12 protein-coding genes and 2 pseudogenes are annotated in these 25,991 nt (G+C 63.8%); 1 reads left to right on the top strand and 13 read right to left on the bottom strand.

Translation table 11 applies throughout. The features are described from left to right. The 7 genes and pseudogenes from ABFE16_19675 to rpoB all read right to left on the bottom strand — a co-directional run. Window positions 1–108, bottom strand: a 108-nt coding sequence (locus tag ABFE16_19675; GenBank protein MEN6347520.1) for a GTP-binding protein, incomplete at its 3' end; no start/stop codon positions are given. A gap of 101 nt (window positions 109–209) precedes the next feature. Then, complete coding sequence (fusA, locus tag ABFE16_19670) at window positions 210–2,270, bottom strand: elongation factor G (GenBank protein ID MEN6347519.1); 2,061 nt, start codon at window positions 2,268–2,270, stop codon at window positions 210–212. 108 nt (window positions 2,271–2,378) lie between these two features. Continuing rightward, window positions 2,379–2,849 carry a 30S ribosomal protein S7 gene (rpsG, locus tag ABFE16_19665; protein MEN6347518.1) on the bottom strand — a complete coding sequence of 157 codons (471 nt, stop codon included), beginning with the start codon at window positions 2,847–2,849 and terminating at the stop codon, window positions 2,379–2,381. Window positions 2,850–2,936: 87 nt separating this feature from the next. Further along, complete coding sequence (gene rpsL, locus ABFE16_19660; GenBank protein MEN6347517.1) at window positions 2,937–3,350, bottom strand: 30S ribosomal protein S12; 414 nt, start codon at window positions 3,348–3,350, stop codon at window positions 2,937–2,939. 545 nt (window positions 3,351–3,895) lie between these two features. Continuing rightward, a pseudogene (locus ABFE16_19655) lies at window positions 3,896–6,358 on the bottom strand (hypothetical protein). A 228-nt stretch (window positions 6,359–6,586) separates the two neighbouring features. Beyond that, a pseudogene (locus tag ABFE16_19650) lies at window positions 6,587–8,710 on the bottom strand (DNA-directed RNA polymerase subunit beta'). Between the two features lie 171 nt (window positions 8,711–8,881). After that, window positions 8,882–12,658, bottom strand: a complete 3,777-nt coding sequence (gene rpoB, locus ABFE16_19645) for a DNA-directed RNA polymerase subunit beta (protein MEN6347516.1) — start codon at window positions 12,656–12,658, stop codon at window positions 8,882–8,884. Between the two features lie 441 nt (window positions 12,659–13,099). Here rpoB and ABFE16_19640 point away from each other — a divergent pair, with 441 nt between their 5' ends. Continuing rightward, window positions 13,100–14,200, top strand: a complete 1,101-nt coding sequence (locus tag ABFE16_19640; protein MEN6347515.1) for a uroporphyrinogen decarboxylase family protein — start codon at window positions 13,100–13,102, stop codon at window positions 14,198–14,200. Here ABFE16_19640 and ABFE16_19635 read toward each other — a convergent pair. The 6 genes from ABFE16_19635 to ABFE16_19610 form a co-directional block, all read right to left on the bottom strand. Then, window positions 14,197–15,345, bottom strand: a complete 1,149-nt coding sequence (locus tag ABFE16_19635) for a uroporphyrinogen decarboxylase family protein (GenBank protein MEN6347514.1) — start codon at window positions 15,343–15,345, stop codon at window positions 14,197–14,199. The two genes, ABFE16_19640 and ABFE16_19635, sit on opposite strands and share 4 nt — an antisense overlap. A gap of 146 nt (window positions 15,346–15,491) precedes the next feature. Continuing rightward, window positions 15,492–16,463: a diguanylate cyclase gene (locus ABFE16_19630; protein ID MEN6347513.1), complete on the bottom strand. Its 972-nt coding sequence runs from the start codon at window positions 16,461–16,463 to the stop codon at window positions 15,492–15,494. 251 nt (window positions 16,464–16,714) lie between these two features. After that, window positions 16,715–21,517 carry a PQQ-binding-like beta-propeller repeat protein gene (locus ABFE16_19625; GenBank protein MEN6347512.1) on the bottom strand — a complete coding sequence of 1,601 codons (4,803 nt, stop codon included), beginning with the start codon at window positions 21,515–21,517 and terminating at the stop codon, window positions 16,715–16,717. Between the two features lie 158 nt (window positions 21,518–21,675). Continuing rightward, entirely contained in the window at window positions 21,676–23,673 is a 1,998-nt protein-coding gene (locus ABFE16_19620) for a hypothetical protein (protein ID MEN6347511.1), read from the bottom strand. Window positions 23,674–23,726: 53 nt separating this feature from the next. Further along, complete coding sequence (locus ABFE16_19615) at window positions 23,727–24,467, bottom strand: hypothetical protein (GenBank protein MEN6347510.1); 741 nt, start codon at window positions 24,465–24,467, stop codon at window positions 23,727–23,729. 123 nt (window positions 24,468–24,590) lie between these two features. Further along, the gene (locus tag ABFE16_19610) at window positions 24,591–25,850 is read right to left on the bottom strand and encodes an acyltransferase domain-containing protein (protein MEN6347509.1); all 1,260 of its coding nucleotides are present in this window, start codon (window positions 25,848–25,850) and stop codon (window positions 24,591–24,593) included. Window positions 25,851–25,991: the final 141 nt, after the last annotated feature.

The following is a 25,991-nucleotide window of genomic DNA, read 5'->3' as shown; positions in this document are numbered from 1 at the left end:
CAAGCACATCGTGATGGCCGCCGTCAGCGTCGTCTTCCCGTGATCCACGTGACCGATCGTGCCGATATTCACGTGTGGCTTTGTCCGCTCGAATTTCTGCCTAGCCATGCTGGTGGCTACCTCCTGGCTCTCAGAGACAATCCGGAGCCTACAATCGCATGTCGCGTAACGTTGTCTCTAGAAGACGGGGTTCTCTCCGCCGCCCCAGCCTATCGACCCAGTATTTCGCTCGCGTCGGCTACGGCCTGGTACGACTCCGGCTCCATCGTGTAGGTCGCGCGCCCCTGGGTCAACGAGCGCAGCGTCGTTGAATAACCGAACATCTCCGCAAGGGGAACCCGGGCCTTGATGATCTGGCTGTCCCCGCTCCCCACCATCATGCTCCGGATCTCGGCACGCCGGGCGGACAGGTCGTTTACGACATCGCCCATATGGGCCTCCGGCGTCACGACCTCCGCCATCATGATCGGCTCAAGAAGCACTGGCCGGGCCTTCGAATACGCCTCTTTGAACGCCATCTGCGCTGCTACACGGAAAGCCATATCGCTCGAGTCGACCTCGTGATAGGACCCGTCAAGGAGCGTAGCCTTGATCCGCGTAGCAGGAAAACCCGCCAGGGGACCACTGTCAAGGGCTTCCCGCAGCCCCGCTTCGACCGCCGGGATATACTCCACAGGTACCGAGCCACCCTTGGTGGCATCGACAAACTCAAACTCCACATCGCCGCCCGTTGGCTCGAGACGCACGACAACGTCACCAAACTGCCCGCGCCCGCCGGTCTGCCGTACGAACCGCCCGCGAGCCTCGGCGGGAACGGTGATCGTCTCCTTGTAAGCCACCTGCTGCTTGCCCACATGCACGTCGACACTGAACTCTCGCCGCAGCCTGTCGCAGATGATCTCAAGGTGCAGTTCGCCCATGCCGGCGATGATCTGCTGACCGGTGTCCCGGTCGGTTCTCACCGTGAAGGTCGGGTCTTCCACTGACAGCTTCTGCAGGGCGTCTGCAAGCTTTTCCTCGTCCGCCTTCGACCGCGGCTCGATCGCCAAGGCGATGACCGGCTCCGGGAAGCTGATTGTCTCAAGCATCAAGGGCGCATTCACCGGGCACACCGTGTCCCCGGTCAGAGCACGCCCCAACCCCACGACCGCCAGGATGTCGCCGGCCACGCCCTCCTCCAAGTCCTCTCGACGGTTCGCATGCATCCGCAACAGCCGCGAGATCCGCTCTTTCTTGCTCGTCCGCGGATTCAGGACTGTTTCGCCCTTCTTCACGCGGCCGGAGTAGATCCTCATGTACGCAAGCTGCCCGACGAAGGGGTCACTGACGACCTTGAATACATACCCGCAGAAGGCATCGTCGAGTGACGGACGGCGCGTTTCGGTCTCGGAGGTCTTCGGGTGCAGGCCCTCGACGGGCGGCACATCAGTGGGCGACGGCAGGTAGTCAACGATACCATCCAACAGCGGCTGCACTGCCTTGTTCTTCAGCGAGGTGCCGGCAAACACAGGCACCATCTTGTTCTCCACCGTCAGCCGCCGGATTGCCGTCCGCAACTGGTCGCAGGTAGGCTCCTTGCCTTCAAGGTACATGTTCTCAAGGTCCGCATCGTTCTCAGCGACGGTGACCACGATGTGCTCGCGGAAAGCCTCAACCCGCTCAGCCATCTTCTCGGGGATTGGGACCTCCTCGAAGGTGTCACCGTACTCGGAGTCCCACTCGTACGCACGCCGGTCGATCAGATCCACGACCCCGCTGAACTCGCTCTCCGAGCCGATCGGCAACTGCACCGCCGTTACGTAAGCACCGAGCCTCTGCCGCATCTGGTGGAGAACGTCGTGGAAATCCGCGCCCACCCGGTCCATCTTGTTAACGAACACGATCCGCGGGACGTTGTACTTGTTGGCCTGCCGCCACACCGTCTCGGATTGCGGCTGAACCCCACCCACCGCACACATGACCATGACCATGCCGTCAAGGACTCGCAGGCTGCGCTCTACCTCTGCCGTGAAATCAACGTGGCCAGGCGTGTCGATGATGTTGATCCGGTAGCCTCTCCACTCCGCCGTCGTCGCTGCGCTGGTGATCGTGATCCCGCGCTCCATCTCCTGCGGCATCCAGTCCATCGTCGCGTCGCCGTCGTCGACCTCGCCCATCCTGTGTACACGGCCCGTGTAGTACAGGATGCGCTCCGTCGTCGTGGTCTTGCCCGCGTCGATGTGCGCCGCGATGCCGATATTCCTTGTCTTCTCCAGCGGGATGTCAGACACAATTACCTCGGTAATCACTGCAAAGAATGACGACTTCTCGCTTCCATCAGCGCGAGCTCAGACCCAGCTCCCATATGTTGCCAAGGGTCTCTGGAGAGAAACGGGCGTCTACCAGCGGTAGTGGGAATAAGCCTTGTTGGCTTCCGCCATGCGGTGTACGTCCTCACGCTTCTTGACTGCCCCGCCCTCGCGGTTCGAGGCATCGATGATCTCGTTGGCAAGTCGCTCTACCATGCGCCGTTCCGGCCGCTTCCGCGCCTCTCCCACCAGCCACCTCACCGAAAGCGTGGTCTGTCGCCGCGAGGTCACCTCGATCGGCACCTGGTACGTGGCGCCGCCGACACGTCGCGGACGGACCTCAACTTGCGGAGTGACATTGCGCATGGCCTGAGTGAACACTTCCAGAGGGTTCTTCCCCGTGCGCTCCGCTGCGATCTGCAAAGCGCCGTAGAAGATCCGCTCCGCAGTAACCTTCTTGCCGCCAAGCATCAGCTTATTGATAACCCGCGTGCAACTGGGGCTACCGTAGATCGGATCTCCCGGTGTGACGCGGCGCGGCGCCTCTCCCCTACGTGGCATGACCCAAGCACCTCTTTTGGTCAACAAGTGCGGTCCCGAATCGGGTTTGAACTCAGCTATATCGTCTCGGCCGGCCTCACGGCTCCGTTAGGACGGCTTCTTGGCCCCATACTTGGACCGTGCCTGTCTGCGGTTCTCAACACCGGACGTGTCCAGGGTGCCCCGAATCACGTGGTACTTCACCGAGTTGAGGTCCTTGACGCGGCCGCCACGAACCAGGACGATGGAGTGCTCAGCAAGGTTATGCCCCTCGCCAGGGATGTACGCAGTCACTTCCTGGCGATTGAACAGCCGCACACGAGCGCACTTGCGCAGAGCAGAGTTCGGCTTCTTCGGGGTCTGGGCCCACACGCGGGTGCAGACGCCACGCCGCTGAGGTGCACCTTCGACCCACTTGACCTTGCGCTTCTCGGCATTCCACACGACCTTGAACGCCGGGGTGCTCATCTTGCGCTCTTTCTTATTGCGGCCCTTGCGTACCAGCTGGCTGATGGTCGGCAAAGCCCGTCACTCCCTCGCTATGCGACACAATGCACTGTGGTCGGATTTGGGTTCTGGAACTGGAAGGGGACGACAAAGCCCCTCCGCATCGGACGAGAGGGGCTTCAGGGGGACGGTCGTGGTTGCCGAACACTTGTCCCGTGCCCAATCACTAGGCCCGGTACCGGTTCAGCCCCTGCGGATCCATGTCCAGGATAGGCAACACCGGCCTATCCAGCTGTGTGCCGTAGCTGCGAGATGCGAGCGCTTCTACGACGATCTACAGCCCCTACTCTTCCAGAAAAAAGATCCCGTCAACACGCAGTTCGCGAGCGGCAGCGCTGGGCGCTGGTTGGGTCGTTCGCGCTTGCTGTGTTGCGAAGACGCATAACTATACCTGCCAGACTGCTTGTTGTCAAGGCGTCAAACGGGCCTTTCACGCCTTTTTTGGTCTCCAGCCCCCGAAAACAGCCCGTTTTCACCCTCACAGCGGGAAGAAGGGGGCATCGCCCCGGGAATCCGGCCCCGCCACGCCACGATGCCCCCCTCTGCTCTTCTCCTAACCGCTACTCGTCCCCGGACAGGTCGTCCGGCTCTACGTCCTCATCCTCATCTACGTCGTCGCCGTCGCCATCGTCTTCCTGGAAGCCCTCCAGCCGCTCCTCGTCGTCCTCCTCATTGTCCCCCTCTTCCGTCTCCAGCATGGGCATCCCAAGCTCGCGAGCGGCCTGCAGGTCCTCGAGGAACTGCTCCATAGGATCCCGCGACTCCACCACCGACGTCGGGGGGCGGGTCTGTACCAGCTCCCGTACGTCCTCCGAGAACCCGATCCCACGGTCGCGGTGCACCGGCATGCCGCTACCTGCCGGGATGAGTCGTCCGATGATGACGTTCTCCTTGAGCCCCAGCAGCGGGTCGCGCCGGTACTCGCATGCGGCCTCGGTCAGAACCCGCGTCGTGCGCTGGAAGGAGGCTGCAGACAGGAAGCTCTCCGTCGCGAGCGACGCCTGGGTGATACCCAGCAGGATCGGGTCTGCAGTCGCCTCGGTGCCACCCAACTCGCGGATCCGCCGGTTCTCGTCCTCGAAGTCGAACCGGTCTACGATCTCACCGGGCAGGAAGCGCGTGTCGCCATGGTCGCGAATCTTGCGCTTCCGCAGCATCTGGCGGATGATGACCTCGATGTGCTTGTCGTTGATGCTGACGCCCTGGGCGCGGTACACTGCCTGGATCTCCCGAACCAGGTAGTCCTGGACGCCGCTGACGCCCTTCATCTCCAGGATGCTCTGCGGGTCCACTGGGCCGGCCGTTAGCCGGTCTCCTGCGTGCACCTCGGTGTCGGGCTGCACGAACAGCTCACCGCGGTACGGCACAAGGTGGGAGGTGCTGATCTCGACAGTCTCGACGCCCGCCTTCCGGAGCCGAGCGCGGACCTTCTTGAGCAGCTTCTGACCTCGCTTGGCCAGCAGCGTCTTCTTCACGTCGGGTGCGACTACGTCCTCGGCCAACCTCTCGCCCTGAATCGTCTTCAGGTCATCGATGGAGTGCCGCGAGTGGATGACCACCGTGCGCAGGCCCTTGGTCTCGATCTCCGCGACCTTGCCGTCGACCTTGGCGGTGATGGCCTGACCCTTCGGCGTCCGGGCCTCAAACAACTCGACGACGCGCAGAAGACCGTGAACCGAGGTCTCCAACACCTTCAGCATTTCCTTGATGGCCTTGCGTCGAGCGCGGCCACCGCCACCGACCATGTCCAGTGAAACCAGGCCCTGATCGATGTCGTCGCTGAGGCTGCGCAGCGCCTGCTGCTTGCGCTTCTTCACGTCGGCAACGCCGGTGATGTATTCGCCGGCTACGCCGCCAGTGTGGAAGGTCCGCATCGTCAACTGCGTGCCAGGCTCTCCGATCGACTGCGCCGCAATGATTCCCACTGCAGTCCCGATCTCTGCCGGCAGACGTCGCGCGAGGTCGCGGCCATAGCACTTGGCGCAGATCCCCTTGCGAAGCTCGCAAGTCAGCGGCGACCGGATCGTGATCTCCACAATGCCGGCGTCCACAATCAGCTTCGCCGCCCGTTCGCCGATCTCTGCTCCCGCCGGAACGATGATCTGGTTCGTCTCCGGGTGCAGGATGTCCACAGCGGCCGTCCGTCCCACGATGCGGTCCTGCAGCCCCTCGAACACGTCGTTGTTGTTCGTGGGCGGCATGGTGGCACCGCAGTAGTGGCACACACCGGTGCGGTAGTGGTCCTCCTGGCCGCAGGACGGGCAGTGGAGCTCGTGCTCATAGAACGGGTACACAACGATCCCATCAGTTGTCCCGCAGTCAGTCGCGCGGACCATCACGTCCTGCGATACGTCGACCAGACGACGGGTCAGGTAGCCCGCGTCTGCAGTACGAAGAGCGGTGTCTGCCAGACCCTTCCGGGCTCCGTGCGTGGATACGAAGTACTCCAGAACGTTCAGCCCGTCGTTGAAGTTGTTCTTTACCGGCATGTCCTCAATCAGACGACCGAAGGGGTCACTCATCAGCCCGCGCATCCCGGAGATCTGCGAGATGTGGCTCCGATTTGCGCGTGCTCCCGAGTTGGTCATCATCCAGATCGAGTTGAAACGGTCGATGTTCGCCAGGATCTGGTCGGCGATCTCCTCACGGGCCTTCAGCCAAAGCTCCAGCACCAACTGCTCGCGCTCGTCGGCGAGGATGTGACCCTTGGCCGCCGCATCGTTGATCCGCCGCACCTCGCGCTCTGTCCTGCTGATGATCTGGTGCTTATCCGTCGGAACATTCGTGTCGTTCAGGCAGATGCTGAGACCAGACCGGGTGACGAACTTGAACCCGGCCGACTTGATCGTGTCCAGCAACTGTGCTGTCCGCACCTGGCCATAGATGTTGTAGCAGCGGTCCACCAGGCGTCCCAGTTCCTCGCGAGCGATGTCGTGGTTCAGGAACTGCATGTCCAGCGGCAGGTAGCCGTTGAAGATGACGCGCCCTACCGTTGTCTCGATGATCTCGCGGCGTACGCCGGCCTTCACAATGCTGCTGACCGCGCAGCGGCCTTCGAGACAGGCGCAGCCCGCGTAGTACTGCATCAGGGCGAGAATGCGCTCATCCTTGCCGGTCGGTAGGTGAGCGGGTTCTACACGCTCGGGGCCCTCATGGTACCCTTCCCCCGTCACTGCCAGGGACGCCTCAACCATCTTGTCTGTGACCGTGAACTCGAACTCGCGGTCCCGTACCGGGTGCTCGTCGGTGACGTTCACCGCAATCGAGCGCCGCAGGTCGATCATCAGTTGCTCGTCAACGGCCAGCTCCTCGCCGGCTTCGTCAAACAGACCGACCGAGATGAGCGGGAGGCGCGCCTTGACGCGCGCGTGAAGGTCAACCTTCTGGTGGTCGTAGGCGCTGGCAACCGCTTCCGCGCTCTCAAAGGTCTTCCCAGAGCCCAGACCCTTCGGATTCTCTTGCGTCATGTAGTAGCAGCCAAGAACGATGTCGTACTTGGGTGCCGTGATCGGCGCGCCGTCCGCAGGCTTGAACAGGTTGCGCGAAGCCAGCATCAGCAGCCGCGCTTCAGCCTGTGCGTGCGAGGACAGCGGCACGTGCACCGCCATCTGGTCGCCGTCAAAGTCCGCGTTGAAGGCCTCGCAGCACAGCGGGTGCAGCTGGATGGCCTTCCCGCCGATCAGCACCGGCTCGAAAGCCTGGATGCCCAGACGGTGCAGGGTCGGTGCACGGTTCAGCAGCACCGGATGCCCGTCCATGACCTCTTCCAGTGCGTCCCAGACCTCAGGCCGCAGCCGGTCGACCATGCGCTTCGCAGTCTTGATGTTGGTCGTGTGCCCCTGCGCCACCAGCCGCTGCATTACGAAGGGCTTGAACAGCTCCAGAGCCATCTCCCGCGGCAGACCACACTGGTGAAGCTTCAGTTCCGGACCGACCACGATAACGCTGCGGCCGGAGTAGTCCACGCGCTTGCCCAGCAGGTTCTTGCGGAAGCGCCCTTCCTTGCCCTTGAGCATGTCGGAAAGCGACTTCAGGGGGCGACGGTTCGAGCCTGTCACCGGCCGACTCCGCCGGTTGTTATCGATCAGTGCGTCAACGGCCTCCTGGAGAAGCCGCCGCTCGTGGTTGATGATCGACTCGGGCGCGTTGATCTCCATGATCCGCCGCAACCGGTTGTTACGGTTGATGACCCGGCGGTACAGGTCGTTCAGGTCCGAGGTGGCAAAGCGACCACCATCGAGCTGGACCATCGGCCGCAGTTCCGGCGGAAGTACCGGAACAACCTCAAGAACCATCCACTCGGGCCGGTTCTTTGACTTGCGGAAGGCCTCAACGATCCGCAGCCGCTTCACCGCACGGGCCCGACGAGCACCGGTGCGCTCGTCGATCTCCTTGCGCAGTTCGTGCTGCAGTTCATCCAAGTCGATGGCCGCCAGCAGGTCACGAACGGCCTCGGCGCCCAGACCGGCCTGGAAGAGATCGGCGAAGTTGCCCTCCAGATGCTTCTCACAGACCTCCAGGAGCTCCCGCAGGCGACGGTACTCCATCTCACTGATAAGCTCGCGCGGGGTGAGGTCAAACAGCTTCTCGGCGGCCGCGTCCAGATTGCTAATGCGCTCCTTGGCCGAGTCGCGCTCCAAGTCTACCCGTCGCGAGAGGTCCTCTTCGCTCATGATCTCGGGCAGCGAGTCTCCCGTATAGGAAAAGCTCGGGAAGGCCGCGAAGTCGCCCAGCTCGATCTCTTCCTCCTCCATCTCCTCGAGCGCAGGCTGTTCTCCCTCCTCGGGTTCCCCGGCCTCTCCTTCGCCCTCTTCGCCCTCGAGTTCGCTAGCTGCCTGCCGCTGCTCGGCCTGACGACGAAGGCCCTCCTCATACCGCTCGCGGAGGTTGTCGATGGCGATATCGCAGTTGCTGGCGATCTCTTCCCTCTCATCCTCCACTGCGGAGAGGATGTCGGAACGCCGGCGCTGCAGCTTGTCAACGTTCACCTCGGTGACGATGTAGGAGGCGAAGTAGATGACCTCTTCCAGCAATCGCCGGGACATGTCGAGCAGAAGGCTGATCGGGCTCGGGACGCCCTTCAGATACCAACTGTGGCACACCGGAGCGGCCAGCTCGATGTGACCCATCCGCTCACGACGCACCTTGGCGCGCGTAACCTCGACGCCGCAGCGGTCGCAGATGATCCCCTTGAACTTAACCTTCTTGTACTTGCCGCAGTGGCATTCCCAGTCGCGGGACGGCCCAAAGATACGCTCGCAAAAGAGGCCATCACGCTCAGGTTTGTACGTACGATAGTTGATGGTCTCCGGCTTCTTGACCTCGCCATGAGACCAGGATCGGATCTCCGCTGGGGAGGCCAGTCCTATCGTGATGGCTTCGAAATCCGTGCTGTTGTCCGCCAAAGTGATCCCCTCCGACCGGATCGGATGCTGGCTCGACAGCCGCCTGGCTGTCGTCTGGGGGGCTGTCTGGTTCAGACCGGTCTGTCTGTCCGGATAGAGCTACCGGCCCGGGCGCCAGGCCCTCAGACAGCCCCTCGTCGTCTAGCGTCCGTCGTCGATGTCTGCGCCCAGGTCGACCAGCTGGCCCTCGCGGTTCTCCACCTTAACGTCGAGTGCCAAGCTCTGCATCTCACGCACCAGGATCTTGAAGGACTCGGGGATCCCCGGCTCGCGAATGTTCTCGTCCTTCACAATGGCCTCGTAGGTCGCCACACGGCCCTGGATGTCGTCCGACTTCACCGTCAGCACTTCCTGCAGCGAGTACGCGGCGCCGTAGGCCTCCAACGCCCACACTTCCATCTCGCCGAAGCGCTGACCACCCATCTGGGCCTTACCGCCCAGGGGCTGCTGCGTAATCAGACTGTAGGGACCGGTCGACCGCGCGTGAATCTTGTCCTCAACCAAGTGGTGCAGCTTCAGGATGTACATGACCCCGACCATGACCGGCTGGTTGAAGCGCTCGCCCGTGCGGCCATCATACAGAAGCATCTTGCCGCTATGCCCATCGTACTGCGCCCGCTCCCAGGCGTTGTGGCAGGCAGCCTTGAGGATGGCTTCCACAGCCTCCGCCGGGCTGTCCTTCTCGAACTCCTCTGGATCGATGGCCAGGTACGTCGCCACCGGCTCCAGCTCTTCCTTGCTCCGACTCGCCATCTGACGGCGAAGGTCGGCAAGCAGAGCCTCCGCGCTGGTGAAGGGCTCGTCGATGCGGACCATCGCACCATGGAAGTTCAGCTCGCACAGGCAGTAGGACCGCAGGCTCTCCATCTTCAGGTGCTCCTCCACGGCACCCAGGCCGCCACGGAGCTCCTCGGCAGAGAAAGCCTCGAACACAGGCGTGTAGAACACCTCAGCGAACTGCCGCGCCACGAACCCAAGATGGGTCTCCAGGAGCTGTCCGATGTTCATACGAGACGGAACGCCCAGCGGGTTCAGACAGATGTCGATCGGGGTACCGTCCGCCATATAGGGCATGTCCTCGATCGGCAGGATCTTCGAGATGACACCCTTGTTCCCGTGCCGACCGGTGAGCTTGTCGCCAACCATGACCTTGCGGCGCTGGGCAACGTACACCCGCACCATCTGGTTGACGCCGGGCCGCAGTTCATCACCAGACAGCTTCCGCAGCCGACCGTCGCACCGCGGGCACTCCGGGTAGTCCAACTGCTTGCCGAAGTCGAAGTCCGCCTCGCACTTCTCGCAATGGTACTTGTAGCGCGAGAACACCTTGGTCGCGATGACGATACCCTTCTCACCGTGCGGAACGCGCAGGGACACGTCGCGCATTTCCTCGGCCTTCTTGCCGAAGATCGCGATGACCAGTTTCTCTTCCGCCGTCAGCTCAGACTGGCCCTTCGGCGCCACCTTGCCGACGAGGATGTCTTCAGCCCGCACTTCAGCCCCTACACGCACCACACCGCCGGCGTCGAGATCCTTGAGGGCGTCGTCGCCAACGTTCGGGATATCGCGTGTGATCTCTTCAGGGCCGAGTTTGGTGTCCCGGGCCTCACATTCGTACTTCTCTACGTGGACCGAGGTCAGCTCGTCGTCCATGACCAGCCGTTCGCTGATCAGGACGGCGTCTTCGAAGTTGTAGCCCTCCCAGGGCAGGAAGCAGACCAGCAGGTTCTTGCCCAGCGCCAGCGAGCCGTCCCTCGTAGCGGTGCCGTCGATGATCGGCTGACCCGCTCGGACACGCTCCCCACACCGAACCAGACCATGCTGGTTGATGCACGTGCCCATGTTGGTCCGGGTGAACTTCTGCAGCTTGTAGTTGACCTCTTGGCCGTCACGCAGCTGCAGCTTGATGTGGTCGGCATCCGCTTCCATAACCCGTCCGTCGCCGGGAGCGACCGTCACCGCACCGGAGTCCCGCGCCGTCCGCTCCTCCATACCGGTCCGAATCCACGGGCCCTTGGTGTACAGCAGCGGAACTGCCTGGCGCTGCATGTTCGAGCCGGCCAGCGCGCGGACCGCGTCGTCGTTCTCCAGGAAGGGGATGAGCGACGTAGCGACCGAGAACACCTGCTTGGCCGTAACATCGATATAGTCAACCCGGTCAGGGGCAACCGCCGGGAACATCCCGCCCTGCCGACAGGTGATGAGGTCGCCGATCAGCCGCCCGTTCTCGTCCCAGTGCTCGGAAGCCGTCGCGACGAAGAACTCCTCCTCCTCGTCGGCCGTCAGGTAGTCAACCTGGTCCGTGACCTTGCCCTTCACTACGCGGCGGTACGGAGCCTTGATGAACCCGTACTCGTCGACCCGGCCATGGAGCGCCAGGTAACCGATCAGACCAACGTTCGGGCCTTCAGGGGTCTCAATCGGGCAGATGCGACCATAGTAGGAATGGTGGACGTCCCGGACTTCCAGCTTCGCGCTCTGCTTGCTCAGACCGCCAGGGCCCAGCGCAGACAGACGCCGCTTGTGCGCCAGCTCGGCCAGCGGGTTGATCTGGTCCATGAACTGCGACAGCTGGCCACTGCCGAAGAAGCTGTTGATCGCCGCGTCCACGGGCTTGATGCTGATGACTGCCTGCGGAATCATCTGCTCCGGAGGCACGCTCGTCATGCGCTCCCGGGCTACCCGCTCCATTCGCAGGAAGCCGGTCCGCAACTGGTTCTGCAGCAACTCGCCCACCGCACGAACGCGCTTGTTCTGCAGGTGGTCGATGTCGTCCACAGCGCCTTCGCCCCGTGGCAGACCCAGCAAATAGCGGACGATCGCGATGATGTCCTGCCGAGTAAGGGTGTGGATCTCCCCATCCACGCCGAGGCTCAGCTTGCGATTCATCTTGTAGCGCCCGACGCGTGACAGGTCGTAGCGCTTGACATCGAAGAAGTACGAACGCAGCAAGGACTCGGCGCTGTCCAGAGTCGGTGGATCGCCCGGCCGAATCTTCCGGTAGACGTCCAGCAGACCCTCGTCGGAGGTGTGCGTATCGTCGTCTTCCAGCGTCACGAACAACTGGTGCGAGATGCCCAGAACCGCAAGGTCCTTGCGCCCGAGGCGCACCAGCTCGCGGACAGCCTTCTCGGTCACGACGCCGTAGGGCTCAGCGAGAACCTCGCCCTCGGGGTCGACGACGCGCTCCAGCGCATAGTACACGTCCTGCGTCTCGACACCCGGCATACCGGCCTCTTCGGTCTGCGCCAGGCGCTTCAGCAGGTCCTTGACCGGTGCTTGCTCGTGGCTGCCGAAGCACTCGAGAATCTCGGGCGTCGTACCGGTCCGTGGCACGTCCTCGTCGCCGGCCACATCAAAAGAGTCCAGCGCCCGCAACAGGGTCGTCACAGGGAACTTGCGCGTCTGCCCGATCTTGACGCTGACCGCACCGCTCGCCGCAGTGTCCACCTCAACCCAGGCGCCCTCATTCGGGATGATCTGGGCGGCATACAGTACGCGGCCGGAGGAATCGATGGTGTCCCGGAAGTACACACCCGGGGAACGCGCCAACTGACTGATGACCACGCGCTCCGCACCGTTCACCAGGAAGGTGCCTCGCTCGGTCATCTGGGGCAGTTCCCCCATGTAGACTTCGCTTTCCTTGATCTCGCCGGTCTCCTTGTTGACCAAACGAACCTTCGCGAACAGCGGGGCCTCGAAGGTGGAGTCGCTCTCCTTGCACTCCTCGATGCTCTTCTTCGGCTCGCCAATGCGATAGTCCAAGAACTCCAGCGCCATGTTGCCGGTGTAGTCCTCGATCGGGCTGAAGTTACTGAACAGTTCCCGCAGTCCGGTCTCGCAGAACCAGTCATACGAGTCCGTTTGGATCTCAATGAGATCCGGGAGCGGAATGATGTCCTCTTGCGGCTTACGCATGAGGGGCTTAAGTCCCTCGAAGGTAGCCATGTGAGTCATTCCTCCTAGAGCGTCGCGCCATCCGAACCGCATACAGACAGGCAAACACAATAGCCGCGTGGCATGGCACAAGTGCTGCACCACGTCCCGCGGATGCATGGGGAAGATCGTTTACGGCGTTGGGGCTCGGTTCAATGAAGTCGCTATCTCACCGCACAGAGCCTGATTGACGGTCACTAGAGTTGTAAGTCTATTCCCCTTCTCCCCCTCCTGTCAAGTCAAAAACCGCATCGCCACTCCCGGTGCCCACCAAGCGTCCTCCCCCCATGGCGTGCTATCCTACCTCCACTCCCTCCTCCTGTCAACGGATCCCCCTCTGATCCCCTCTTCAGGAAGGACCTCCCCGGCGCCTGAGCGAACTGCGCTGTTGCAGCCTCTCCCCAACCCCAGGAGGTCCGTCCGATGTCCCAGTTCTGCATCCCGCTGGCCCAGCCCCACCCAGACTGCGACAGGTTCGTCCGCATCCTGATGGGCCGGGAACACGCCGACCGCCCGCCACTGATCGAGTACCTCGTCGACCCCATGGTCATGCGCCCGATCCTCACCCAGATGCTCGGACGCACCTGGGTCGACCCGCAGCCCGGTGACCGAGCCTCCCAGGCCGCCTACTGGGACAACTTCATCGAGTTCTGGTACCGCATGGGCTACGACTTCGTCCGCCTCGAGATCGCCCTGGGCTTCCCTTCCCACAACCTCCTGACCAGAGACGCAGCCCCGGGGGCGACCGGCAACCGAGCCTGGCGCGATCAGCACCACGGCATGATCACCTCCTGGGCCGACTTCGAGACCTACCCGTGGCCGTCCGTCGAGATGATGGACTTCTTCCCGATGGAGTACGTCAATGCCCACTTGCCCGAGGGGATGGGCCTGATCTCGTGCCACGCCGGCGGCATGTACGAGCATCTCTCGGCGATCTTCTCCTACGAGGGGCTCTGCTTCGCGCTGATGGATCAGCCCGACCTTGTCCAGGCCGTCTGCGACCGTCTCGGGTCGCTGATGGAGGCCTACTACCGCCAACTCCTCGACCTCGACCGGCTGATCGTTGTCTTCCCAGGGGACGACATGGGGTTCCGCACCGCCACTCTCATCTCGCCTGCCGACCTCAAACACTACACCCTTCCCTGGCACCGCCGCTTCCGCGACCTGGCCCACGCGAAGGGCCTGCCCTACTTCCTCCACTCCTGCGGATACCTCGAGCAGATCATGGACCACCTGATCTCCGAGGTCGGCATCGATGGGAAGCACTCCTACGAGGACGCCATTGTCCCGGTGGCACAGATGCAGCGACGCTACGGCGACCGTATCGCCATCCTTGGCGGCGTCGACGTCAACGTCCTCACTCGCGCCACACCCGAAGACCTGCGCCGATATGTGCGCCAGATCCTCGATGAGTGTGCGCCACGGGGGCGCTATGCCCTGGGCTCAGGGAACTCGATTCCCAGCTACATACCCGTCGAGAACTACCTCACCATGATCGACGAGGGCCTGCGCTACCGACCCTAGAACGGCTGATGGCGCCCGTACTGCTGGATCATGCTCATGGCGGCCCGAAGCCCCGAGAGACGGCTGCCGGGGTTGATGCTCCCTGCCGTTGCCACCACCAGTCCACCGTCTGCACCGACGGCCTCGAGATCGCGACGCACCTCCCACGCCACTTCCTCATCCGTCCCCCGCGCAAAGGTCCAGGGCGCAAGCTGACCGTGGATCACACACCGCGGCAGGGCTTGGCGGATGTCCTCTGCCCTGACGGTTGGCCCGAAGTTTGCCCCATTGAGCCCCACTTCGTTCAGCAGCGGCATCAGGTGCCCCATCGCACTGTCCGAGTGTTGGTACCGCGCGTCCTTCGGCCCCGGTGAGAAGGTCTCAAACACCCGGCGCAGGATCGGCTGGCCAAAGAACGCGTACATGTCCGGGTTCAGCATCGCCGAATTGTCGTCACTGAAGCCAAAGCCCCGGCGGTCCGGCGTCTCACTGACCTCGTACAGCACGCGTGTCATCTCGATGATCTTGTCGCACAGCAGATCACGGAACCGAGCGGCGAGCTCCGGTGCATCGAGGACCAGAAAGATGAGGTTCTCGACCCCGTAGATGCTCATGGCCGCCGTGACCGGCCCACGAATCCCGCCACCCAGACGCGGCTTCTTCCCGTAGGTCTCGTAGATCCGGCGGCACTCCGCCTCCCAGTTCGCCGGGAGCAGCACCGACCGGACCTCGCGTTTCCCAACCCGGTCCAGCAGTGCTTCCAGTTCAGCCGGCGTCGAGGCGGCGGGCATCACCCAGCCCGTGCCGCCCACATACGAGACTGGAGCCTCGAAGATATCCGTGATCCCCTTCACCGCGGGGAAATGCGAATCGGCCGGCGGCGGGTCGTCCTCCGGGAAGAGGCTCTTGCCGACAACCGCCAGCGCCTTTTCGTTGTACCGCTTCCGCAGGTCCTTCCCAACCTGGTACGGGTCGGTGACCTCTGTGTCGGCCCCTTGGGGCATGGGCAGCCCCAGCTCATCCCAGATGCAGGTGGCAGGCATCGATATCCCCAGCGGAACCTGGGGCTTGTCGGTGGAGAAGGGCTTGCCGCGACTGGCGGCATCATCGGCCCAGAAGCGTTCCAGGTCCACAGGAAAAAGGTAGGGGCTGCGCGGGTCATCCATGGCGGCATCTCCTGGAGCCGAGACTCACGCTTCCGAGGCCCGTCTGCGTGGTCTGGGGCTAGGCGAGATTCTGCGCAGGGGGTGTTCGCCGGGGGGAAGGTCGCTCCCTTCGTGGGCGCAACTCAGTGGTGGGAGCCGAGAAGCCTCTACCGCGATCGGCCCGAGGTCGAAGCCCCGACAAGAGGCCAGCCGCGCCAGCCCTCCTCCTCACCACTCGGCCCTGCATGGAAGCACAGCACTCGGTTACGTCCGGCTCGCTTGGCCCGGTACATCGCTGCATCCGCACGCCAGATCAGATCATGCCCCTCAGCGGCGTCTTGCGAGGCACAGAACGCCACTCCCACGCTCACCGTCGTGCTGATGCCCATCGCACCGAAAGACTCCGCAGCGATCAGCGCGCGGATGCGTTCAGCGACCTCAGACGCCGTCGGGCCGTCACACCCGGGCAGGACGATCAGGAACTCCTCGCCGCCGTAGCGCCCCACTGAATCGTAGGGCCGTACAGCCTGCAGCATCCGCTCGGCAACGCCCGCGAGCACCGTGTCACCGGCCTGATGCCCATACTGGTCATTGACCCACTTGAAATGGTCGATGTCGGCTACCGCGACCGCGAATCCCGTCCCCTCTCGGCGGCACCGAGCGACCTCACCAGCCAGCACGTCAAAGATGGCCGCACGGTTCAGGAGCCCGGTGAGCGCATCCCGTGTGGTCCGCGTATGCAGGTCAAGACGCGCTTGCACCAGCTCCTCCTGGAGGCCAATCACTCGTGCAGCGGTTCGCAGCCGCGTCCAAATCTCCCCAGGCTGAAGCGGCATTAGCAGACAGTCATCGGCCCCGGCATCGACAACCTCGCGCAGGGCGGCCTCATGGGCTGAGGTGACCAGCGCAATCAGGTACAGCGGGCTTGCGCCCGCAAGCTCACGCACCTGCCGGCACACTGAGACCGGGCCTTCCTCGCGCTTCTGCGATCCCACGATGGCGACGTCAACACCCTCGAGTCCTGTCTGGAGGACCGCCGGGGCGAGCGGCGTCGACACGACCTCCCAGTCCCAGCGCCGCAAGGCGTCACTGATCCCTTCCCTGCATGAAGTGTCCCGTTCTGCGACCAGCGCCTTCATGGACCCTCCAGGTGGTACCCCGACCCACCACGAAATCCGCTTCCCTCCGGTCGCACCCCTGCCGGAGGGCACAGACAAACAGGCCTCCAGTTCCATATTCGGCAGATTGGCGCGAAACCCAAGGCCTTTGAGCACCTCCTGGCTTCCACTCCCGGACGAACCGGCCCCGCTGCCCCTCCCGCAAGACAAAGCCACCGCAGAGATGGCTCTGCGGTGGCTTCACGAGGCTTCTGGTTTCCCTGGCCGGGAGGTCAGGGAAGCTGGAACAGCAGCAGGTCGCCATTCCCTGGAGCGACCGCGAACTGCTTCGCCTGGCCGGTCTCAGGCACAGACAGGATCGCCTTACCCGGTACCAGCCGCTGCCCGGCCCGCACAGCACCGGTAGCGCCCTCCAGCACATACAGCCCGCCGTCGCGACTCGTGACCACAACTTGCGGCCCCTTCTCAGTGTTCGCAACCCTGGTACCGGTCACTTCGCTGCCCACGTCCGTCCGCCACACAGCCTTCCCGGTCGAATCGATCGCGAACACGTTGAAGTTCATCGAGCCGGCGATGATCTCGTCCTTCCCATCGCCGTTCACGTCAGCGGCGCTGACCGAGACGATCTCGTCACCGGCGTTGAACTGCCAGCGCAGCTTGCCGTCCGGGCCCAGCACGTGGACGTTCCCGTCCGCTCCGCCGAACACCACGCAGCGGGTCTTGTCGCCGTCCAGACTGGCCGTCGTCGCCGCGTTCGCATGCGGGCCACTCCTGGTCGAGTAGCTGAACAGGGCCTTCCCGTCTGGTCGCACCACATGCCACCAGTAGTACTCCGTTCCGGCCACAACCTCCTGCCGTCCGTCCCCATCCACGTCAGCCGCAGCACCACAGGTCGAGCCATGCACGCTCTCATAGGCCCAGATCTGCTTGCCCTGGGCGTCCACGGCATAGAAGTGCCAGTTGTCGGATCCCAGGATCGCCACCTGCTTGCCCTTCCCCTCCAGGTCGGCGGGGAATACCACTCGCATGTGGCCCACGCGCTTGTAGTACGGGGCTTCGAAAGTCCACAGGACCTTGCCCTCAGGTGAGAGCGCGACCGCACGGGCACCCATGCAACCCGCAACGATCGTGGGCTTGCCGCTGCCCTCGAAGTCCACGGCGCCCAGCGCATTGATCGCACCCGGCAGCATGGCCTCCCACAGCCTCTCACCGGTAGCAGAGATCGCCAGCAGCTTGCCGGTCGGCAGCCCTGCCAGCACCTCCCTGACCCCGTCACCGTTGATGTCGGCCTGCGTGACCGCCGAGAACCCCAGCGAGCTCGCCCGCGGCTTCGCAGCAATCTCCTCCGACAGTCCGGCCCGATCGCCCCAGACTTCCACTTCCGCCAGGTAGATCGCTGTCCCGGGCCGAGGCGTCAGCGTCAGCCGCAGGTTCTTCGCCTTAGCCTTGAGGGGGAACTCGTACACCTGGGGCTCGTGCGCCGGGTCGCCCCAGTTGCCGTGCATCGCCGTATCCGTGAAGTCGACCAGCGAACGCACGTCGCCGACGAACCCGTCCAGCGACGCCTCGGCGCCGATCTTGCCCACCTGGAACTTCTTGTCCTTGCTGGACACGGTGACAAACCAGGCCTTCACCACGAGCTTGCTCACGTCATAGTCGCGGTCCAGGTCGAGGCGCAGAGTCGCGGGCTGGTCATCAGCCCACATCACGCAGTTCTCGGTCCCCTGTACACCGCCGTCAACCGCCTTGTCCGCTGTGTTCTGCCCCGGAGCGCCGCTGAACACGTTCGCCGCCAGCGGCTCGGGTGAGGCAGTGATCTTCAGGCCGCAGTCAACCGCCTCCTGCGCTCCCTTGTTCGCGGTCAGCAGGTACGTGGTCGGACGCTCCCGGTAGCTCCAGGCCTGTTTCAGAGCGGTCGGGGGCTTCAGACCGGCAGCCGCCTGTGCCTGCACGGCCGGCGCCTTGTTGATGATCTCCCGCATCACCGCCCGCATGTCCTTCTCAGCCAGGCTCGGACCGGCAACCGGCTGCTCGCTGAAGAACGGTGACGTGGTCGTCCGCGCCGGGTAGATCACCTTTCCCTCGCCACCCTGAAGGTTGTACTCCACATCCGCTCCCTCAGGGATGTCGCCGGGCATCTCGCCCCCGTCGATCCGGTCTGCACCCACCAGCCACACCCGCGAGGGCGTGTAGACGATGTCATCGGCATCGACCTCCGGCACTCCCAGACCGTGCATCTCCCAGTGGACTCCGCCGACTCCAGCGACGATCGGGTCTGCAAGACCGTCCACGGCAACCCAGCGGTCGGCAAAGGGCACCAGACGCGGCATGACCTGCTTGTCACCGGTAGCGGTCAGCAGCGAGTAGATGACGGTCCTCTCCCCCGCCTTCAGCTTGCAGTCACGCACCGCCTTGAACACCCGCACCACCGGCTCCTTGATGTACTTGTACCCGCTCCAGTTCTTGCCGTAGTCCGGGTCGTTATCCAGAAGCAGCCGGCAGTCCGGGCTCACCGCGATCGAGGCATACTGACCATCCTGGTGGATGTTCAAGCCCGGCCCCATGAGGCTGACTTCACCAACCGTGTTCCACACAACGCGGAAGCTGTAGTCGCCATCCTCCTTGGCAACCATCTCATCGGCCACCAGGAAGCTATTGCCCTTCAGCCACAGGATGTGCCGCCGCCAGTCGACCCCTGCATAGTTCCGGAAGGTCGTGGTCGTGCCCCCGAACTGGCTGAAGTCGACGTTGTGCTCGATCTCGCAGAAGTCCGGGATCTGCTGCGACTGCCCGTCACGGAAGATCAGCACGCCGTTGTGGTACTTGGGCGCCGCCAGGATGTAGTCCGCGTCGGCAAGCCAGATGCGTCCCTTCTCCGACCAGCGGGAGATCGAGTTCCCGTCGAGGTGCTTGTGGCCGCCATTGCTCAGCCCGTCCAGCAGCAGGTACTGGTCCTGCGGGTCGAAGCCGTTGCGGAACACCACCTTGTCGACCGACTGCTCCAGGGACTGCACCTGCGGCCCACCGAAGGTCTTGTAATAGTAGGGGTCAAGGGGCCAGGCCTTCGTGCCCAGAAGGTCCGCAGGCGGCTTCAGGCCGCTACCGGCCGCGGCTTCCACGGTCGGCAGGCAGTTGTACTCGCCCATGCTCACGCGGCCGCTCACAGCCTGCTTCTTCTCCAGGGCCCAGGCGTACCGGGGATCGCGGTAGTACCACGCCGCACCCATCAGGAAGGGCATCTCACTCCACCAACCGACATAGGCCCCTGTGTCGCCGTAGGTCACCGAGTACCCCAGGTTGTCCATGCACAGGATGCCGAAGTCGGCGCTGCGTCGCGCATTCCCGTTCTCAAAAAGCGTGAAGTCGGGTTTTGCCAGCGCGTAGGTCATCATGTGGTACAGCGTCAGCCACTGGTAGCCGTTGCAGTCCTCATTAGGCTTGCTCGCCTTGGCCTGGAACTGGAAGCAGCCATCGGCCAAGTCAAGCCAAGTCCGTGCCTCGGCCGCATCGTAGTAGCGCGTGAAGTACTGGCCGGCAAACAGACACCCGAGCGCGGGGTGGGTCCCGTGGTTGAAACGCACATTCTCGTTCTTGGCCGAGGGCGTCTCGACCGGACACACGTCCGAGATCCACCGGAACAGCACCTTGGTGACCTCAAGCCGGTCCTCGTCGCTCAGGGCCGGACTCTGCTCCGTCACTGCCCACAGCGGAATCACCTTGCTGGACGGGAAGTCCGAGTCCATACCCCAAGGTCCGCCATAGGTGCCCGGGTTCGTGTCGTGGTACTCAGCAGCACGCTTGGCCAGCCAGGCGAACAGCGTGGCATAGCCGTCCTTGTGGGTCTGCGCATACAGGCTGCCCACCGAGGCAATCTGGCTGAACAGCCCCGTGTGCCCACCTTCAGCCAGCGCCTTCTCCGCCGCCGCCTGCTGGCTCTTGATGTACGCCGCATCCGGCTCGCGCGTCAGGACACTCCCGAAGCGCTCCTTGGCGATGCCAGTCAGCTTGACTTTGAACACCGGGCCAACGGTCCCCGTGGTCGGGATCGCCGCCAGCAACTCGGTCATCCCTTCGCGAGCTCCGGCCGGGGTACTCGCGCCGATCAGAAGAACATTGTTGCGGGTGCCCCAGGGATCATGAATCGACTGCACCACGTAGCCCTCCGGCCCGGGGTACAGGTCGTCGGCATAGGTCTGCAGGTGCGAGTACAGCGGCAGAACCCGCCGGTTGTTGACAACCGTCCCAAGGAGGATTGCGTTGGTCTTCGTGAGGTCCTCGTCAGACAGTTCCTCCGCACTCTTCACAGCGAAGGACACACCGAGCTTCTTGGTCAGCGCCGACTGCAACTCCCCGGCGACGGTGCGCCAGGCGGGTTCACTCGGACAGACGATTGCGGCGGAGGCTTGGCCGTCGCGGACCAGCGCCGTCTCAGGGCAGCGCGGTCGCGCCTTGTTGACATCCATAAAAGACTTCACCTCGCACGGGATGACCCGCACGTTGTCCAGATACGCGCCATACGGCACGCTACGGTCCGACACGCCAAAGATGATCTCGATCCGGCTGATGGTCTCCCGGTCCGGGCTTACTGCCATGGACGGCTCCCACATGTAGCCGCCCAGCGACATACCCGGGATGAGCTGCACCTCCGTCTTCTTCCCAACCGCGCCGCCCCAGTTCCACGTTTGCCAGCTCAGTGCGCATTTGTTCGCGGCATCAAAGCCTCGCACGTAGAGAGCCTTCATCTTCCCGGGCTCTGCAGTCCACACGTCGAGAACCAGCGCCCGCCCCTTGAGGCTCACCGCTTTGTTCAGCTTGAAGGTCACACCAACATAGGAGTTCCCGGTGGCGTCCTTCGGCGACGCGCTCTGCATCAGCAGGCTGCTCTTACCCTCGGACACGTACGCCGGGTCCACGTTCAGGCTCAGTTTGCTGTCGGGCAACTTTGCATCGAAGGTCATGGACAGCCCGGCAGTAGTCTCAAAGCCGTTCAGTAGCATGGGAGGCTCTTCCGCCCATGCCACGCCCAGGCTCATAGCCGCCAGTACCACAAGGCTCACGACACGCATCGTCATCATCCTTTGCGATCACCTGCGTCTGGAGACGCCCGGTTCACGAAGTACCCATGGACCTCCGCACCCACTCACCTGCGCCATCGGCCCCACGGGGAACGACCAGCTTTTCCGCCCACTCCCACCAAAGACCTCCCACCTGTTCCGCAACCGTGGTAACACTATCAGAACCCGACCCGCACTAACTCCTCGGGCTCCTCAGCGAAGGGCTTCACCTTCCCGGCAGCCACCTCATATAGCCGCTCGTGAGTCTCTCGGGCTGCAGCAACCATCGCCTCGTAGGGCCGCCAGCAGATGTCCACCAGGCCAATCTGGAAGTTCTCTCCATCAAACCGCCCCAGGACTGGCTGGTCGTTCATCTGGAAGTAGTGCGCACCGACCAGCTCCGGAATCGCGGCGCCCTGCTCCACATAATACCGGTAGGCCTTCCCGCGGTCCGCCTGACTCGCGACGGCCCGCAGACCCGTGGAGGGTAGTCCCACATCCCGGGCGCCCCAGTGGTACTCGCCGATCATTACCGGCTTGCCCGAGGCCTTCGAGGCCCGCTCAATCATCGCTCGGTCCGGCGCCATCTGGTACATGTTCAGCGAGAACACATCGAACACGTCCGACCCGGCGAGCAGGTCTTCCGAGGCGATCCAGGCCCAGCGCATGCCCAGGTTCAGGTGCTGCGGGTCGACCAGCCGGCACGCTTCACTGGGCACTCGGACGTACCGCTCAACCATCCTGCGCGAGAACTCGCTCAGGTCACGCCGTGCCCGGTCCGTGAGCCAGTCTGCCGAGGGGAACACCACCTGCTCGAGCTCATCGAAGGTCGCGACGGCTCCACCCCACTCCCGGCAGAACCGCTCGGCGCTGCCGCGGTACTTCAAGGCCAGCGTCTGCGCAAGCACCTGACGACAGCCTGGTGCGCGGTGAGCCTCATGACACAGCAGCTCCTCCGCGATCCGGAACTGCCCGAAGCCCCACAGTGGTTCGTTGCGCAGGAAGTACCCGATCAGATAGGGGTCCTCTCGGTACGCTACAAGCTGGTCCGCGAACTGCTGAGCGGCGCGGGTGTAGGCGGGCGAGAAGACATCGGGGAAATCGCGGAACACCGTGTGCTCCGTCCTCGGGAAGTTGGGCAAGGGCAGCACATAGGGCAAGCGACTGCGCCGCGCGAAGCTCTCCTCCGACCAGTTCGCCACCGTGTTGAAGCCCCAGTTCACCAGCGACTTGCGTGCCAGGTCCTCCCAGGCCTCGCGCCATCCCCGGCCAAACACACGGATCAGGTTCGCGATGGACCAGTTGAACCGGCTCTCGCCACCCCAGGCGTCAGCGAACTCTCCCTCCCGCGGTGGCAGGAAGGCACACAGGTTCTCGTTGCCTTCGACGAAGCACTCCATCTCGGGCCGCACGCAGTCCACCCCGGCGCTCCAGAACGCCCCACCTTCCGGATCCACAAGCCACCAGCGCTTTCCGTCATGCTGCGTCCGGAAGAACCCCGTCGCCTCAAACCGGATCTCCGAGCTGCCACCGTAAGTCGTCCGTCCCGGCACGGGTGTCTCAGGCGCTGCCTTCGCCGCAAGCAGGCGCTCCCGCAGTTCGTCCTCACTGGGCGTCTTCCCCGGCCACGTCTTGGCGGTCCACTGCCCGAGTTCATCGACCACTGGCTCGCCCTCAGGGGCAACTACCTCAAGGTCGTCGAGAAGCTGCAGGTCCGCGAACTCGACCCAGCCACCTTCCCCGATGGCACCGATTCCCACACCGACCCAGACAATCGCGTCGGGATGCGAAGGCCTCCCACCGACCACCATCTTCAGCCGCCCCGGAGTCCGCGGCACGAACACCGTCTCGCCCTTCAGCGCCGACAGCGGGAACATCACCCGTGTCCTGACCTGGGGCAGAACTCCTGCGGTGGCCTGGATGACCGCCGGTTCGTCCTCCCGCTCTCCGAAAGCGAACCGAACCGGCAGCGTCAGGGGCATCTCGTGATACACCTCCACCGAGACCATGCCCTTGGTCGGCCAGTACTCCTTGGTCACTACCGGCCCGGCAAAGCGCAGCATCCCGCCTGAGGGGCCTACCCGGATCCGAGCCGTCCCCTCACCGCTCTCCTCGATTCGCACCCCTTCGCCCTGAAGAGCTGCCCCGGCTAGGTCGAACCGCCTGATGGTCGCCATGGTGACCCTCCTCCGATTCCCGGCCTTCGGTCAACCTCTTGCCCGCTCACCCTCTACTGCCACAGCGCCTTGTCCTCATAGCACTGACGGTGGTTCCGCAACTCGTACCCACACTCGCGGGCCGTCTCCGCAAGCCGCACGACATGCCCCAGTTCCTTGTCCGGCCCATGCAGCCATGCCACCCAGTCGTGCAGGATCGGTGCGAAGTTGCGTCCCGTCGCCGCTGCTTCCTTCGTCAGGCCGCAGATGAGGGCTACAGGGTCTTCGACCGGCTTCCCGCCATACTCGCGCCGGTACATCCAGCCCGTGTCACCAGGCCCGCTCGCAAAGCCCATGACTTCCGGGTGCCCGATCGCTGCGTAGCTGGTGAACTCGCTGGCGCCGTCGTGCCCTGTCAGCTTCGTGTTGATGAACCGCACGCCCAGGTCGCACACCATATCCAGCTCAGCCCGCGACTTCTCCGTCGCGTCGAAGGGGATCGACTCGCCGTCTCTGCCACTGGTGCCGCACACCGAGATACCAATCGGGCGGACCCCGAACACCCGCTCATGGGAGGCGAAGGACCGCTCATAGTCGGCTCGCAGGACCGAGACCTCCTGGCCCCGGTTGTAGCCCAGGCCGATGTGCGTGTAGCTGTGGTCCTCGATGTCAAACAGCGGGTCGTCCCGCACTTCTGCATAGAAGTCGCGGAAGGCCTGTTCTCTCGCGTCGAGGGCTCCACCGGTGCAGAACAGCGTCACCGGGATCTGGTGCTGCCGATGGACGCGAACCACCGTCGCCAGAAACCCTTCCATCGATGCCGCGTCGTTTCGCTCAGTATCGTAACGAATAAGGCATAGCGGAGCGCGTGCTCCGGACTGGGAGTTGCCGCAGGCCATACTCAGAAAACACCTCAGTTCCTGGGCCGTCCTTCGCCCCTACCTCAAGACGGAGGGCGGCCACATCGATCGATAATGCTGGCTGCCGTAGTGGCGGAAGTCCTCGCGCAGCATGAACATGCCGCCACTGCGCAAGGGTCGCCCGGCCGCCAGATGGTCAAGCAGCGCACGCCGCAGGCTCGTATCCCGTGGCGCCGTCGCCACCTCAATCTCGTCCTGGCCAAACACGAAGTACAGGCCGTCTCGCCCGTTGGAGTACACCGGGAACAGATACAGCTCCCGCTGCCACTGCACCATGTTCCACGAGGGACCGCAGATGGTCTCCAGCTCCGGGTTCAGAATCCACGACGCGCAGCCAAAGGCCACAAAGGGGCGCTCTGGGAAGAACCGCGGGAAGAAGTACAACGCCCGCTGCATGCTCTCCCGGCAGCGCTCCGGCGTCATGTTCCCTCCGGCGGGAATGTGCGTCTCCAGGATCGGGTCGCCCGGCTGCAGCATGCACCGCCACGACGACCTTGGGAGCTTCACTTCGGCCTTGACCGCCGTCCCGGTCGGCGCAATCGGGAACCCTCGAACCACCTCCGGCTCCTCGATCAGGTGCGCCTTCCACGACGCCGGCTCCTCAGAGCTCACCGCGAAGCCCTGGGCATCGTAGTGGATTCCGTCGCAAGACAGCGCCAGAATCTCCCCCGTCTCGTCGTTCTGGAAGGCCTTCACTCGACCCCAGAAGGGTCGCACCATGTACTCAAACCGGCCCAGGCAGTAGAGTTCGCCGCCCGTATGGTTGCGCAGCCAATACAGCACCCGTGGCAGCACTCCCCAGCGGTCCCCGTGGTGCTCCTGGTAGATCCGCGTCGACTCCGTGAAGTGCGTGGTCGTCGCCCGCGTAACGTCATCCGGCACTCCGTGGGCGATGTGGTACGCCCTCATCCGTGGGACCGCCTCAAGGGCCACGATCAGGTAGAACAGGCCCGCCTGGTCCCCGAAGGTAGCCTCCAGGGTCGGCCAGCACCGTATCTGGGCCGGTGGATAGCTCCTATGTACATAAAGCAGCCGCGCACAGTGCCAGGCCAGTTGCGCCAGCGCCGGTGTCTCCCGCACCTGTCGGGCACACTCCAGCAGCCCCTCATCGACCTCCGCCGGCAGGCCTGCGTACTCGCGGTTGCGTGTGATCTCAAGGGGCTGCAGAAACCTCGGTCCCTGCTCAGGGATTGTCCGTTCCGAATCCTCCCAGTACGGCTCAAACAGCGCGGTGCTTCCCTCAAGCTGCAAGGCTTTCAGAGCTTCTTCGAGTCTCATGCGATCATCTCCTCAAACCGGTGTTGCCTCGCACGGTTACTGCAACTCCTGGGATGGTCCTTGCGGGCTGCTGTCTTCTACCTCCCTGGGCCCCTGCTGCACCTTCCCCCTGCTCGCTATTCTCCCTTTCGACCCTCGCGA

The sequence above is a fragment of the Armatimonadia bacterium genome (assembly GCA_039679385.1).
Lineage (GTDB): Bacteria > Armatimonadota > Zipacnadia > Zipacnadales > JABUFB01 > JAJFTQ01.
This window is presented reverse-complemented; position numbering and strand designations above follow the sequence as displayed.

Coding starts and splice junctions, on each gene's coding strand:
- ABFE16_19625 (MEN6347512.1), bottom strand. CDS start 21,517: ATGATGACGATGCGTGTCGTGAGCCTTGTGGTACTGGCGGCTATGAGC.
- ABFE16_19635 (MEN6347514.1), bottom strand. CDS start 15,345: ATGGATGACCCGCGCAGCCCCTACCTTTTTCCTGTGGACCTGGAACGC.
- rpsG (MEN6347518.1), bottom strand. CDS start 2,849: ATGCCACGTAGGGGAGAGGCGCCGCGCCGCGTCACACCGGGAGATCCG.
- ABFE16_19620 (MEN6347511.1), bottom strand. CDS start 23,673: ATGGCGACCATCAGGCGGTTCGACCTAGCCGGGGCAGCTCTTCAGGGC.
- ABFE16_19640 (MEN6347515.1), top strand. CDS start 13,100: ATGTCCCAGTTCTGCATCCCGCTGGCCCAGCCCCACCCAGACTGCGAC.
- ABFE16_19615 (MEN6347510.1), bottom strand. CDS start 24,467: ATGGAAGGGTTTCTGGCGACGGTGGTTCGCGTCCATCGGCAGCACCAG.
- ABFE16_19630 (MEN6347513.1), bottom strand. CDS start 16,463: ATGAAGGCGCTGGTCGCAGAACGGGACACTTCATGCAGGGAAGGGATC.
- rpoB (MEN6347516.1), bottom strand. CDS start 12,658: ATGCGTAAGCCGCAAGAGGACATCATTCCGCTCCCGGATCTCATTGAG.
- ABFE16_19610 (MEN6347509.1), bottom strand. CDS start 25,850: ATGAGACTCGAAGAAGCTCTGAAAGCCTTGCAGCTTGAGGGAAGCACC.